Origin of the sequence: Sphingobium cupriresistens, assembly GCF_004152865.1 — a bacterium.
GTDB lineage: Bacteria > Pseudomonadota > Alphaproteobacteria > Sphingomonadales > Sphingomonadaceae > Sphingobium > Sphingobium cupriresistens.
The window spans coordinates 19,037-32,562 of sequence record NZ_SEOO01000023.1 but is presented as its reverse complement, the minus strand read 5'-3'; the positions used below and the strand labels follow the sequence as shown (position 1 = coordinate 32,562).

Annotated in this window: 12 protein-coding genes; 11 read left to right on the top strand and 1 reads right to left on the bottom strand. The window is 59.4% G+C overall.

Features of this window, described 5'->3' with window-relative positions; all coding sequences use genetic code 11:
* The first annotated feature begins 373 nt into the window (after positions 1-373).
* The 8 genes from EWH12_RS14115 to EWH12_RS14080 all read left to right on the top strand — a co-directional run bounded on the left by EWH12_RS14115 (position 374) and on the right by EWH12_RS14080 (position 10,023).
* On the top strand, positions 374-2,716 hold the full coding sequence (locus tag EWH12_RS14115; protein ID WP_165363631.1) for a TonB-dependent receptor: 2,343 nt from the start codon (positions 374-376) through the stop codon (positions 2,714-2,716).
* An 89-nt stretch (positions 2,717-2,805) separates the two neighbouring features.
* Entirely contained in the window at positions 2,806-4,203 is a 1,398-nt protein-coding gene (locus EWH12_RS14110) for an aldehyde dehydrogenase family protein (protein WP_242496061.1), read from the top strand.
* A 16-nt stretch (positions 4,204-4,219) separates the two neighbouring features.
* Entirely contained in the window at positions 4,220-5,908 is a 1,689-nt protein-coding gene (locus tag EWH12_RS14105) for a thiamine pyrophosphate-binding protein (RefSeq protein ID WP_207212408.1), read from the top strand.
* Between the two features lie 40 nt (positions 5,909-5,948).
* Positions 5,949-6,503, top strand: coding sequence for a VOC family protein (locus EWH12_RS14100; protein ID WP_207212407.1), 555 nt, complete (start codon positions 5,949-5,951; stop codon positions 6,501-6,503).
* Positions 6,500-7,270 carry an SDR family oxidoreductase gene (locus EWH12_RS14095; RefSeq protein WP_129926991.1) on the top strand — a complete coding sequence of 257 codons (771 nt, stop codon included), beginning with the start codon at positions 6,500-6,502 and terminating at the stop codon, positions 7,268-7,270. The genes EWH12_RS14100 and EWH12_RS14095 overlap by 4 nt, the downstream gene beginning before the upstream one ends.
* A gap of 13 nt (positions 7,271-7,283) precedes the next feature.
* On the top strand, positions 7,284-8,036 hold the full coding sequence (locus tag EWH12_RS14090) for a glucose 1-dehydrogenase (protein ID WP_129926990.1): 753 nt from the start codon (positions 7,284-7,286) through the stop codon (positions 8,034-8,036).
* Positions 8,014-9,030 (top strand): Rieske (2Fe-2S) protein, encoded by a 1,017-nt coding sequence (locus tag EWH12_RS14085; RefSeq protein ID WP_082679018.1) that lies wholly within the window; start codon positions 8,014-8,016, stop codon positions 9,028-9,030. The genes EWH12_RS14090 and EWH12_RS14085 overlap by 23 nt, the downstream gene beginning before the upstream one ends.
* Positions 9,031-9,237: 207 nt before the next feature.
* Entirely contained in the window at positions 9,238-10,023 is a 786-nt protein-coding gene (locus EWH12_RS14080; protein WP_129926989.1) for an IclR family transcriptional regulator, read from the top strand.
* A gap of 26 nt (positions 10,024-10,049) precedes the next feature.
* On the opposite strand, the gene EWH12_RS14075 is transcribed toward EWH12_RS14080, so the two are convergent.
* Positions 10,050-10,973, bottom strand: a complete 924-nt coding sequence (locus EWH12_RS14075; RefSeq protein WP_129927017.1) for a LysR family transcriptional regulator — start codon at positions 10,971-10,973, stop codon at positions 10,050-10,052.
* Between the two features lie 126 nt (positions 10,974-11,099).
* On the opposite strand from EWH12_RS14075, the gene EWH12_RS14070 reads away from it, so the two are divergent.
* From EWH12_RS14070 to EWH12_RS14060, 3 genes are read left to right on the top strand one after another with little or no spacing between them, the layout of a single operon-like run.
* Positions 11,100-12,257 (top strand): muconate/chloromuconate family cycloisomerase, encoded by a 1,158-nt coding sequence (locus EWH12_RS14070; RefSeq protein ID WP_066602541.1) that lies wholly within the window; start codon positions 11,100-11,102, stop codon positions 12,255-12,257.
* A 5-nt stretch (positions 12,258-12,262) separates the two neighbouring features.
* Entirely contained in the window at positions 12,263-12,553 is a 291-nt protein-coding gene (gene catC, locus EWH12_RS14065; protein WP_037511893.1) for a muconolactone Delta-isomerase, read from the top strand.
* 38 nt (positions 12,554-12,591) lie between these two features.
* The gene (locus tag EWH12_RS14060) at positions 12,592-13,518 is read left to right on the top strand and encodes a dioxygenase family protein (protein ID WP_129926988.1); all 927 of its coding nucleotides are present in this window, start codon (positions 12,592-12,594) and stop codon (positions 13,516-13,518) included.
* Positions 13,519-13,526 lie beyond the last annotated feature (8 nt).

Here is a 13,526-nt window from a genome sequence, read left to right as displayed (position 1 = left end):
CCGTAACGACCGACCGCCTGATGACTCCGGTTCTCGGCGGCGATGTTCCTGCCCGAACAGTACAGTTTCATTCTCTCGATACCGATCCTGCACCGATTCGTCCCTCCCACATGCGCTGTCATATCCGTGGCGCTTGAACCTTATATAGCAGATAATAGTCGTAATATGAGAAAAATGATAATCTATTTATCCCGTAAAACGAAAAATAATTGACCTTTGTGTTGAATTGGCCTAATTCGAGTGCGACACGCCGACAGGGCGGGAACATTGAGGAGGGGAAGATATGATCCGGGCTAAATCGCATTTGGGCGCAGGCGCGCGCGGGCGGGTGCATAGGGCGACGCTGGTTTGCACTACCGCTCTTGCGCTATCTATGACATCGGCGGCCTTCGCGCAGGATGCTGCGCCCGTCGCGCAGGCCCAGCGCCCGGAATCCTCGGACCAAGGCGATGCGAGCGCACAATCGCCAAGTGCCGACATCGTCGTTACAGCGCGTTTCCGGTCGGAGACCGTGCAGCAGACGCCAATTTCCATCACCGCGCTGAGCGGTGATGCTCTAACGCAGCGCGGGGTTCAGGGGGTTGAAGGCATCGCCAGGTCCGCGCCTAATGTCACCCTGGAAAAAAACACGGCCGGCTATGGCAAGTCGGTGATCGCCTATATTCGCGGCGTGGGGCAAAGTGATTTCCTGCCCGCATTTGAACCGGGCGTCGGCATCTATATTGATGATGTCTATCAGGGCACGCTCTTTGGTTCCTTGTTTGATTTTGCCGATGTGGCGCAAGTCGAAGTGTTGCGCGGTCCGCAAGGAACATTGTTCGGCAAGAATAACGAAGGTGGTGCGATCCGCGTCAGCACGCGCAAGGCGCGCGGCGACAATAGCGGTTATATCGAAGCCGGCCTGGGCAGCTACAACCGGATGACGATGAAGGGGGCGTTCGACTTCTCGATCGTTCCGGACAAGATGTTCCTGCGCATCGCGGGGGGCTTCAACAAGGTCGATGGTTATATGGACACGATTGATTTCGCGTGCGCCAACCCGACCTTTGCGGGCGCCATTCCGCGCCAGGTTCCGCAAAATGCGGAAGGCAACTGCAAAACCGGGACTTTGGGTGGGCAGCAGACCTATGTCCTGCGCGGCAATTTGCGTATCCTTCCCACCGATGATCTTGAAATCAACATCAACGGCGATTTGCTGGAAGATACCGGCGAGCCTGCGGCAGAAAAGCTGATCGACGTGAATACGGAGGGCACCTCTCCTCTCGCGCTTTATCAGAATGGATCACCCCTCGGCCCCAATCCGACCGGCTATGGCATACCGTTCGACAAGCGCTTCATCACGGCCGACAAATATAGCAGCTATGTCAATTTTACGGATACGCGCAACAATCTCGCTTTTCCACGAGTCAGCAATGTTCGGTCATGGGGCGTGTCCGGCAAAGTCGATTGGTCGATCAACCCGGATCTGAAACTAACCAGCATATCGGCCTATCGCGCTTACAAGGGCGAATATGTGGAAAATTGGGCCGGCGCCCCGATCCATATCAACACCAATTATTTCAATCCGACGCATTGGCAGTTCAGCCAGGAATTGCGGCTGAGCGGCAAAGTGTCCGACATCGCCGAATGGACGGTCGGGGGATATTATTATGACGCCAAGACGGAATTGAACGACTATATTTACATCCCGCTCGTCAATTTTGCTTTTTATGGTGTCGATCCGGTCAAGGACCGCGACAAATCGGCCTTTGCCCATGTCGTCCTTCACCCGATCGAAAAGCTGGCGATCGAGGGTGGTCTTCGCTATTCCGACGTGACCAAGACATATACGTTCAATCGCTATATCCCCAATTCCGGTAACCCGCCCGCAACGCTGCCGGGGTTTGAAAATAACCCCAGCGTGCGATCCGGCACCAAGCGTGTCGATTATCGACTGTCGGCGCAATATACGATCAGCCGCGATGTGATGGCGTTTGCCGTGTTTTCGACCGGCTTCAAGGGACCTGGCGTCAATCCGCGCCCATCGAGCGCCGCTGAACTTCTGCCCTTTGGCGAGGAAGACCTCAAATCCTATGAAATCGGGCTGAAGACCGAATTGTTCGACCGGCGGGTGCGCGCGAATATCGGCGCCTATCGCAGCGACTACAAAAATCTGCAGTTGACGGTTACGCGTACATTGCCCAGCGGCGTGCCAGGTTCCATCACCGCCAACGCCGGCAGTGCTCGTATTCAGGGGCTGGAGGGCGAATTCACGATCGAACCCGTCGATGGTCTCAACATCAATGCATCTGTCGGCTATCTCGACTTCAAATATCTCGACCTTGGGGATGCCGCCAATCAGGTCGGGGGTCCGTGCGCCACGTGCACGACGCCCTTCGTCCCCAAATGGTCCATAGGCGCGGGCGCGCAATATCAGTTCGATTTGGGCGGCCATGGCACGTTGACGCCCCGGATCGACTATTCCTACAAATCCAAGACCTATAATGACGTATCCAACTTCGAGCCTGGCGCTATTCCGGGATATGGATTGTGGAATGGCAGGATCAGCTACGTTTCCCAGGACAAGGGATGGGAAGTTGCGCTGCAGATATATAATGCTGCCGATAAACATTATTTCGTGAACAAGTTTCAGGGATATAATGCCTTGGGCACTTTGCTCGGCCAGCCTGGACTGCCCAGAACATATCTTCTGTCGCTGAAACACAATTTCCAGTGATCATGCTTTGCCCCGGTGTCAGCATCGTAGCTGCGCCGGGGTGAACACTACGCACACATTCGACTTTACTCATGCGGAGAGGTGACAAGATGCACAGGCTTTTGATCGACGGCAAGCTCGTCGATGGCGCCCGGACGATGGAGGTTGTCAACCCGGCGACCGGCAAGGCCTTCGCATCCTGCGCCCGCGCGGATGCGCAACAACTTGATGACGCTGTAGCGGCGGCGAAGGCGGCCTTTCCCGCATGGGCGGCGCGGCCTTTCGCCGAACGCAGACAATTGCTGGAAAGCTATGCTGATGCGATCGACGCGCGGAAGGATGAATTTGCACGCCTGCTGACGCGCGAACAGGGCAAGCCTCTGCCGCAGGCTGCCTACGAGATGGAAGGGGCTATCGCTCTGTTGCGGACATTTGCGGCGATGGAACTGGGTCTGGAGGAGATCCGCGACGATGGCGCGACGAGATTGATCCGGCAATGGTCGCCACTGGGCGTCGTCGCGGCCATCACTCCCTGGAACTTTCCCATGCTGCTGCTGATGATGAAGCTGGCGCCTGCGCTTTCGGCAGGTAATACGATGGTCGCCAAGCCTGCGCCCACTACGCCGCTCACCACGTTGTTGCTGGGCGAAGTCGCCGCGACCATTTTGCCGCCTGGCGTCCTGAACATCATTGTCGATGATAATGATCTGGGTGGTCAACTGACGACGCACCCGGACGTTGCCAAAGTGTCGTTCACAGGATCGACGGCCACAGGCAAGAAGGTGATGCACAGCGTTGCAGACACGCTCAAACGCCTCACCTTGGAACTTGGCGGCAATGATGCCGCCATCGTGCTGGACGATGCCGACGTCGATGTCGTCGCCCCGGCGATCTTCCAGGCGGCCACGCTCAATGCAGGACAAATCTGTCTGGCCGCCAAGCGCGTCTATGCGCCAGCGTCGCTGTACGACGCATTATGTGATGCGCTGGCCAAACTTGCAGCGGACGCCGTCGTTGATGATGGTGACAAGCAAGGGACGCAGATCGGCCCCATCCAGAACCGCGCGCAGTTTGAAAAGCTCAAGGAATTTCTCGATGATGCCCATAGCAGCGGGTCGGTGATCGCAGGCGGCGCCCCGCTCGATCGCGACGGATATTTCATTGCGCCGACGATTGTGAAGGACATAGGCGACGATGCCCGGCTGGTGCGCGACGAACAGTTCGGGCCGATCCTGCCGATTCTGGCCTATGACACAATAGAGGATGCGATCGTCCGCGCCAACGACAGTGAATATGGCCTGGGCGGCACAATCTGGACGTCCAATCCCGAACGCGCCATCGCTGTCGCCTTGCAGATCGACAGTGGAACCGTCTGGATCAACAAGCATCTGGACTTGCCCTTCGACGTCCCCTTTGGTGGCGCAAAACAGTCCGGTTTCGGGGCGGAGCTTGGCCGTGAAGGGCTGGAGGAGTTCACGCAATCCAAGATCGTGAATGTCGCGCTTTGAAGATGGAGCAGCTCCAATGGCAATGATAACCGGGGGCGAACTGGTCGTTCGCACGCTCCGCAAGGCCGGGGTCGAAACGATGTTTGGGCTGCATGGCGCACATATCGATACGGTCTTTCAGGCCTGTCTCGATCATGACCTGCCGATCGTCGACACGCGGCATGAAGCGGCGGCCGGTCACGCAGCTGAGGGCTATGCCCGCGCCAGCGGACGCCTTGGCGTTGCGCTTGTGACCGCAGGCGGTGGATTTACCAATGTCGTCACGCCGATCGCCAACGCGCATCTCGATCGCACGCCCTTGCTTGTCATCACAGGATCGGGCGCCTTGCGGGACGATGAGACGAATACGTTACAGGCCGGCATCGATCAGGTCGCCATCGCGTCGCCCATCACCAAATGGGCGCATCGGGTCATGGCCACCGAGCATATTCCGCGCCTGATGATGCAGGCGATCCATATCGCCATGACGGGACCGCGTGGTCCGGTGCTGATCGACATTCCCTGGGACATTCTCATGAACCAGGTCGATGAAGATAGCGTGGCGATCCCGCCTCTCGTCCTGCCGGTACAGGGGGCAAGACCCCATCCGGCGGACATTGAACAGGCGCTGGATATTCTGGAAATGGCCGAGCGACCGATCATCATAGTCGGCTCCGAAGTTTCCCGCACAGGGCGCAGCGCGGCGCTGGCGGCGCTGGCGCAGGCAACCGCTGTTCCCGTGTTCGCCGACTATGAAGGGTTCAATCAACTGGCGGATCTGCCCGATGCCCTGCGCGGCGGGCTGATCCAGAATCTCTATGGCTTCGCCAAGCAGGACAGCGCGCCCGACGCTGTGCTGATGCTCGGCACACGCTTCGGCCTCAACACGGTGCATGGGTCGGGCCAGCTAATCCCCCAATCGGCCAAAATCGTGCAGATTGACCCCGATGCGCGTGAACTCGGCCGGCTGCAAGCCATCGTACAGGGAATGGTCGCCGATGTGGGCGGTGCGATAGATGCATTGGCCGAGGCGGCTGCAAGCCGTGAAGCGCGCGATCGATCCTCTTGGACATCGCGCGTCCGGCAACTGACCGATAAACGCTATGACAGCATCGACCGGCAATCGAGCGAGGGTCATCTGTTTCACCCGTTCCGCGCTTCGCAAGTGATTGCGCGTCATGTTGATCGCAATGTAACGGTGGTAGCGGACGGGGCGTTGACCTATCTTTGGTTGTCGGAAGTCATGAGCCGGGTCACACCGGGCGGTTTCCTGTGCCATGGCTATCTGGGATCGATGGGGGTGGGCTTTGGCATGGCGCTGGGCGCGCAGGCCGCAGACCTCAAGGCTGGCAAACGCACCATACTCGTCACGGGTGATGGATCGGTTGGTTATAGCATCGGCGAATTCGATACGCTGGTTCGCAAGCAACTGCCGTTGATCGTCATCATCATGAACAATCAGAGTTGGGGGGCGACGCTCCATTTTCAGCAGCTTGCGGTCGGGCCCAACCGGGTTACGGGCACCCGGTTGGAAAACGGCGCCTATGAAAGCGTGGCGTCAGCTTTTGGAGCGGATGCTTACAGGGCCGATAGCGCGGAAAGCCTCGATGCGGCCTTGACGCAAGCATTGTCCAGCGCGCGACCGGCCTGCATCAACGTGACTGTCGCGCTGGATCCCATCCCGCCCGAAGAATTGATCCTGATCGGCATGGATCCTTTTGCATGAGCGGCGCCATATTCCGCGCCACCGATCAAAGGAGGCCCGCTTGACCTTGCTGACGTTCGGACAGCCCGATGATGGCATTATCCAGATGGCCTATACCGTGCCGGACCTGGACGCCGCGATGCAATCTTTCACCGCGGATCTTCGCGTGGGTCCATGGTTCGTTTTTCGGCAGCTTTCAGGGCCTAATCCGCTCTATCGCGGTGTCCAGTCGCACGCGCGCAACGATATCGCCTTGGGTTTTGCAGGACATATGCAGATCGAGCTGATCCAGCCGCTCGATGACAAGCCATCGGTCTATCAGGAGACGATCGCGGTCAAGGGCCATGGCTTTCACCATTTCGGCGTTGCGACCCGAACATTCGACCGGGCCTGCGCAGCGCACAGCGCCAAGGGATATGATCTCGCCTTTACCGATGCCGTGGAGGGTGTAGGCCGCATCGCTTATTTCGACACCAGAGGCGTGTTACCCGGTATGCTCGAACTTATCGAGGCGTCGAGCGAACTCGAAGCGCTGTTCGGAATGATCCACGCAGCGTCGGTAGACTGGGACGGGCGCTGCCCGGTCCGCGAAATACCGTCTGGAGACAGGATATGACAGCTATGCTCGAAGGAAAAGTCGTTGCCGTGACCGGCGGCGCAAGCGGGATCGGTCGGGGAATTGCGCTGGCTGCTGCCCGGCATGGGGCAAAGGCCGTCATCATCGGCGATCTTCACGATCAGCCGCGCGAAGGCGGTGAGACAACCCACGCCTTGATTGCGTCATCGGGTGGCACAGCGTCGTTCCGCAAGGCCGATGTCACTTCGCGCGCCGACATGGACGCCCTCGTCGCCGAGGCCGAGGCATTTGGCGGCATTGACCTGATGGTCTGCAATGCCGGTATAGCCGTTCCGGACGACGGGCCGGAAATTGCGCCGGACGTGTTTCGCAAGCTCATCGCCATCAATCAGGAAGGCGCGCTGCTGAGCGCGCAGGCAGCCATTGCCGCGATGATAGCGCGCGGCAATGGCGGTAGCGTGGTGATGATTTCCAGCATGGGCGGTTTGCGCGGGGCCGGCTTTACGACCGGGTACAGCGCGACCAAAGGCGCGGTGAACATGATGACGGCGGCTTTGGCCGATGCCCATGGTCCCCAGAATATCCGCGTGAACGCTGTTTGTCCCGGCCTCATCCACACGGCGCTGATTGAATCGTCTCCCGCTGTCGCCGCTGCGATCGAACCCATGTGCCAGCGGATGCCGTTGCGACGCCTGGGTCAGCCTTCGGAAGTAGGTGATGTGGTCGCCTGGTTAGGTTCACCATTCTCGTCCTTCGTCACCGGGGTCACTTTGCCGGTGGATGGTGGGCAGACGGCGATATTGTAGGGAAGGAACGACCATGGATGCGTTGGCAAAAAAGGCGGCGATCGTCACCGGGGCCGGTTCGGGCATAGGCCGGGCCAGCGCCTGTGCAATGGCGCGATCGGGTGCGCATGTCATGGTGTCCGACATCGACGAACGGTCGGCAATGGAAACCGTGCAGATCATTCGGGACGCCGGTGGCATGGCGCAGGCCTGCTGTGGCGATGTGACGCAGGCGGAATTTGCCGAACGGCTGGTGGCGGCGACCATCGCAGCGTTCGGAACTCTGGACATCGCGCACAATAATGCGGGCGTTGAAGCCGCGATGGCTCCGGTTGGGGATGCGCTGGAAGCTGATTTCGACCGGGTCATCGCAGTAAACCTAAAAGGGGTTTGGCTGTGCATGCGTGCTCAAATTCGGCAGATGTCCGTTCGGGGCAAGGGGGCCATCGTCAACACAGCTTCCGTTGGGGGGCTTGTGGGTGTTCCGGGCAATGCCGCCTATAGCGCGGCCAAGCATGGCGTGGTTGGATTGTCTAAATCGGCGGCGGTGGAATATGCAACGGCGGGTATTCGGATAAACGCCCTTTGCCCTGGTCTGACCAGGTCGGGCATGACTGACCGCCTGTTTGCCGCCCGTCCAGAATTGAAGCAGCAAATCATGCCGCCGATGCAGCGTTTGGCAGATCCGGCCGAAATAGCGGCGACCGTCGTCTTCCTGCTGTCCGACGTGGCGTCGTACATGACTGGACAGGCGATCGCGGTCGATGGGGCCGCCACAGCGATCTAAACATAGTGATTACAGGAGCATGGCAATGCGAGCATATATTGACATGAAGCCAGGCAGCGAACCGCTTTATTGGGAAGATGGCGCACATTTTCAGGCATGGTATCCGGTATCCGAAGCAAAGGCGCTTCAGGCAGGCAAGATCATCGGCCGCCAGTTTCTCGGCTCCAAAATCATCCTTTACCGCGATGCGCAGGGACGCCCGGTGGCGCAGACGGCCTATTGCGCACATCTGGGCGCGGATCTGTCGGACGGCGATATGGTCGATGGACAGGTGCGTTGCCCCTATCATCATTGGCGCTATGGTCCTGATGGTCATTGCACTCACATCGCGTCCGGCCACCGCCCGCCGCGTTCGGCACGCCTGTTCAACTATCCTGTCGCGGAAAAATGGGGGCTTATCTGGGTTTTCAACGGGACAGAGCCGCTTTACGAAGTGCCCAGTTTCGACGGTGACGAGAGCGATTATCTGTTCACTGCGCGTGAGCGGCCCGATGTCATCCTGACCGATAGCTGGATACAGGGAACCAACGGGCTTGACTTTCAACACCTCACCGCCGTTCACAATATGCCTGAAACGGCAAAGCCGGGCGAAGTCACCTTTAACGAATTCACGATCGAATATCCGCTGACATTCATGTCGCCTGACGGGTTTAATCGCATGTATGCCGCCAATTGCCTGGTGTCACACTGGACATTGCCGCTGCCCACCAATTGCTATGTCATTTTCTGCACAAACGCACCGGAGCCGGGCCGTTCGGAATCCTTTTGGGTTGCCGCGGTAAAGCAAATGCCCGATGAAACCCGCGCGCAGGCAGAGGAACGGCTCGCCGCACTCGACCAGTTTCTCTTCGGATTTTTCGGGGAGGACGAATATGTCCTCAACGGGCTGCGACTGCGGCTGCCGGGCAAGGCGAAGTTGATAAAAGACGATTTCTATCTAGGAAAATTCTTTACCTGGCTGGATCGCTTTCCAAGAGCGGCTCCGCTGGACTGACGAGCGCAAGGCCCGGTGCGCCGTCCCCACCAGCGTCCTGGACCGCGTTCTACCCATGACAACCTTACTGGAAAGCCAACGGATTTGGCCGACATCATGCACCACTCCATTGCCTGATGTCGGCAGTTGCGGCATGGTCGTTCGGATGATTGGAGAGAAAGTCGATATGGCTTGGATCGCGAAGGCCATGATGCGGGGCATGGCATAATGGCGGCGACTGCCGATCGAGTCTTGGGCGTGCTCGACCTTTTCAGCGGCGATCAGGCGGAATGGACGGTGGAAGAGGCGGCAGATGCTTTGCAACTCCCGGTCAGTACTGCCTATCGTTATTTTCGCAGCCTGTCTAAGTCCGAACTCATCGTCGCCTATGCTGCTGGCCGATACGTCCTTGGGCCGGCCATTATCCAGCTGGATCGCCAGTTGCGACTGAACGATCCCTTCATTACGGCTGCTCAGCCGGAAATGGCGCGGCTGGCCGCCGTTATCGGTGGCAACGCAGTCGTCATGCTCGCTCGGCTCTACCATGATAAGGTCATCTGCGTTCACCAGGAAGAAGTCGGGACATTGGGTGGCGTCAGTTATCAAAGGGGCCGCCCCATGCCTCTGGATCGCGGCGCCGCATCGAAAGTGATCCTGGCCAACATCAATGCGAAAATGATGCGGGGGCTTCCCGGTTTGACGCAGGGGCAGGCCAGCTCGGATCAGCGACCTGTGGACCCGGATCTTCGCGCCAGATTGCGTCAAATCCGCCAGCAGGGCTTCGCCGTCACGGAAGGCGAGATTGACGAAGGGAAAAGAGGTATCGCCGTGCCGGTATTTCGCGCCGATCAGTCGCTTGAAGGCAGCCTGTCCCTTGTCATGGAACAGTCGCGGCCTGATCAGGCGGCAACAATCGAAGCGCTGATAAATGCGCGTAAAGCGATCGAGGCTACTATCGCGATCCGGGCGACGATCATTCCGGCAGACACATGCGAATATGAGCAGGGTTCCTGAATAATCGGGTCTGCAACCTATTGTAATCAATCAAAATCATGTATCGCTGTGGGGCGCGCATATCCCCACTCCGCATATTTCCTGGCGACGACTTCCGTCAGAACGGCAATTTCTGGTGAGTGGTCGCCAAAGCGATGGCTCATGATAATGGGCGATGTGACGGGCTCGACCAATTCTCGATAGGCGACATCGTGGCTGCGCGCGCGGCGGACGGACTCCGGCACGATTGCCATTCCTTCCTCGGCGGCGACGAGACCGATCGCAATCTGCAACTCGCGCGCTTCATGCGCGATCCGGGGTTCGACGGCATGGTCGCGGAACAGCGAGATCACCTGGTCTGCATAACTGGGCCTTGGTTGGCGCGGATAGATGATTTGCGGTTCGCGGGCCAGTTCGCGAATGGATACCGGGCCGCTCTGCCTGGCAAGCGGATGGTCGATCGGAAAGGCGGCGATCAATTGCTCATTGCGCAAGACGATCCGTCGGACGGCAGGATCGTCAAAGCGAATTCGCCCGAACCCTACGTCGATCCGCCCTTCCTTCAATGCTGTAATCTGTTCCAGCGTCGTGCTTTCCACCATGACCAGCTCGACATTTTCGGCTGCCTTGCGATATTCGCGGATCAGTTCGGGCAGGCGGGCATAGATGGTCGATGCCACGAAGCCGATAACAAGTTGTCGGCGCTTGCTCGTCGCAGCAGCCTTCATCATCATTTCCATGTCTTCCATCCGGGACAGCATCTGCAATGCCTGGACATAAAGCAGTTTGCCCGCGGCGGTCAGCCGCAAGGGCCGGGTTGATCGGTCCAGTAGGGTGGATCCCAAATGGCTTTCCAGTTGCTGAATGGCGCGGGAAAGGGGTGGCTGCGCGATATGGAGCCGGGCCGCAGCACGGTTGAAATTTCCTTCATCCGCGATGGCGACAAAATAACGAAGAAGGCGCAAATCCAGCATCGATCATACCTCCAGGGTATGAACATAGTACCGCATTGATCTTTGAACTTGCAAGGCGAAAGCGGTAGGCAAAGTGTCGGAAACCCAGACAAGCGGGTCTGAATATGCGGGAGAGTGACCGTCATGGCGATGCTGGATCATGCCGATACCTTCATTGTTGATGTACCGACGATCCGACCACATGTGCTGGCGATGGCGACCATGCACGCACAGACGATGGTGATTGTGCGCCTGGTGGACGCCGATGGGGTCGACGGCGTAGGCGAAGGCACAACGATCGGCGGTCTGAGCTATGGCGAAGAAAGCCCGGAAAGTATCAAGTCCGCGATAGACACCTATATCCTGCCTATCTTGAGACACTGCGACATCGCCTGCGTCGCCGCAACGATGGCCAAGGTCGAAAAATCGGTGAGGGGTAACCATTTCGCCAAATGCGCGGTCGAAACGGCACTGCTCGACATGGCCGGCAAACGACTGGGCGTTCCCGTGTCAGAGTTGATCGGTGGTGGCCGGGTGCGCGACAGCCTGCCCGTCGCCTGGACACTGGCCAGCGGCGACACCGCGCGCGACATTGCCGAGGGCGAGGAGATGCTCGATCGCCGGCGCCATCGCATCTTCAAGCTGAAGATCGGAAAGCGCGAAGTGCGCGACGACGTCGCCCATGTTGGCGCCATCTGCAAGGCGCTGGGCGACCGCGCCAGCGTGCGCGTCGATGTCAACCAGAACTGGACGGAGGCGCAGGCCAGGATCGGCATGGCCATGCTGCATGATGTCGGCTGCGATCTGGTCGAACAGCCTATCGCTGGCGACGCGATCGCCGCCATGGCGCGCCTGTCCAAAGGGCAGCCGATACCGCTGATGGCGGACGAGGCATTGAATGGCCCGCGCAGTGCGATGCGGATCGCTTCTGCCCATGCCGCCAGCGTCTTCGCGCTCAAGATCGCCCAGTCGGGAGGCCTGTTCGCTACGGCCGACGTAGCCGCGATCGGTACGGCGGCGGGTATCGGTCTTTATGGCGGTACGATGCTGGAGGGCGGGGTCGGCACGGTTGCGTCGGCGCATGTCTTTGCGACGCTGCCCGACCTGGCATGGGGCACCGAATTATTCGGCCCGCTGCTCCAGACCGAGGACATATTGCGCGAACCGCTTGGCTATGCCGATTTCTCGCTCGCGGTTCCGACCGGGGCGGGTCTGGGCATCGCATTTGACGAGGACAAGCTCGCCTTCTTCCGGCGCGACCGCACGTCGCCCATTCTGCACGCCGTTACCGCAGGAGCCTGAAACCCATGCTGTTCATGGTCGAAATGGACGTCAATATCCCGCTGGATTTCGATGCGGCGGAAGCCGCCCGGATCAAGGCGGCGGAAAAGGCCTATTTTCAGACGCTGCAGGCCGCCGGCACCTGGCGCCATATCTGGCGCAAGGTCGGCCTCTATTCCAACGTCTCGATCTTCGATGTCGAGAGCAATGCCGCCCTGCACGACACGCTGATGGCGCTGCCGCTCTACCCCTTCATGACGATGAAGATCACGCCGCTCTGCCGCCATCCTTCCTCGATCCATGAGGATGATCGCTGATCGTCCCACACAGACCGCATAGCTTAGGAGAGAAGAATATGGGTATCAGCTTCGTAAAAACACCGGAAATCCAGAACCTGCTCGACCGTGTCGCGGGCCTGGAGTCGGACAGCGGCGACGCCCGCATGAAAGGCATCATGCGCGATCTGATCGAATCCTGCATGACTATCATCGCCCGCTATGATGTCAGCGAGGACGAGGTGTGGAACGCTGTCAGCTTCCTGCAGGGCGCGGCCGGCGCTGGCGAACTGGGCCTGTTGATGCCTGGCGTTGGCCTGGAGCATTTCATTGATCTCTACATGGACGCCAAGGATGCCGAAGCGGGCAAGTCGGGTGGCACGCCGCGCACGATCGAAGGGCCACTCTATGTCGAGGGTGCGCCGATCGTCGAGAGCGGCGCTTATCTGACCGATGATGCCGACGATACTGATACGCTCTACATGACCGGCCGCATCATCGGCCCGGATGGCGAGGCGGTGACCGACGGGCTGGTTCATGTCTGGCATGCGGACTCGCACGGCTTCTATTCGCATTTCGACCCGACCCACATGCAGACGCCGTTCAACAACCGGCGCCGGTTGAAGATCGCGGCTGACGGCACCTATGCCTTCTCGTCGAAGATGCCGAGCGGCTATTCGGTGCCGCCGGGCGGCGCATCCGACACGCTGATGAAGGCGCTCGGCCGGCACGGCAATCGCCCCGCCCATGTGCATTTCTTCATCGAGGCACCGGGCTATCGCCGCCTGACCACGCAGATCAATTTCGGCGATGATCCATTCGCCGCCGACGATTTCGCCTTCGGCACCCGCGAAGGGCTGCTGCCGGTGCCCAACCGTCAGGGCGACAGCGCGCATATCGCCTTCGATTTCCATCTGCAGCGTGCGGACGATGACGGCGATGAGGCCTTCTCGACCCGCAAGCGCCTGGTGGTGGATAGTGTCGAACCTGTCGCAGAACCGGCCTGAGAGGAGAG

Bases quoted from the DNA above. Each gene is read 5' to 3' on its own strand.
- EWH12_RS14115 (WP_165363631.1), top strand. From the start codon at position 374: ATGACATCGGCGGCCTTCGCGCAGGATGCTGCGCCCGTCGCGCAGGCC.
- EWH12_RS14095 (WP_129926991.1), top strand. From the start codon at position 6,500: ATGACAGCTATGCTCGAAGGAAAAGTCGTTGCCGTGACCGGCGGCGCA.
- EWH12_RS14105 (WP_207212408.1), top strand. From the start codon at position 4,220: ATGGCAATGATAACCGGGGGCGAACTGGTCGTTCGCACGCTCCGCAAG.
- EWH12_RS14070 (WP_066602541.1), top strand. From the start codon at position 11,100: ATGGCGATGCTGGATCATGCCGATACCTTCATTGTTGATGTACCGACG.
- catC (WP_037511893.1), top strand. From the start codon at position 12,263: ATGCTGTTCATGGTCGAAATGGACGTCAATATCCCGCTGGATTTCGAT.
- EWH12_RS14080 (WP_129926989.1), top strand. From the start codon at position 9,238: ATGGCGGCGACTGCCGATCGAGTCTTGGGCGTGCTCGACCTTTTCAGC.
- EWH12_RS14110 (WP_242496061.1), top strand. From the start codon at position 2,806: ATGCACAGGCTTTTGATCGACGGCAAGCTCGTCGATGGCGCCCGGACG.
- EWH12_RS14085 (WP_082679018.1), top strand. From the start codon at position 8,014: ATGGGGCCGCCACAGCGATCTAAACATAGTGATTACAGGAGCATGGCA.
- EWH12_RS14060 (WP_129926988.1), top strand. From the start codon at position 12,592: ATGGGTATCAGCTTCGTAAAAACACCGGAAATCCAGAACCTGCTCGAC.
- EWH12_RS14090 (WP_129926990.1), top strand. From the start codon at position 7,284: ATGGATGCGTTGGCAAAAAAGGCGGCGATCGTCACCGGGGCCGGTTCG.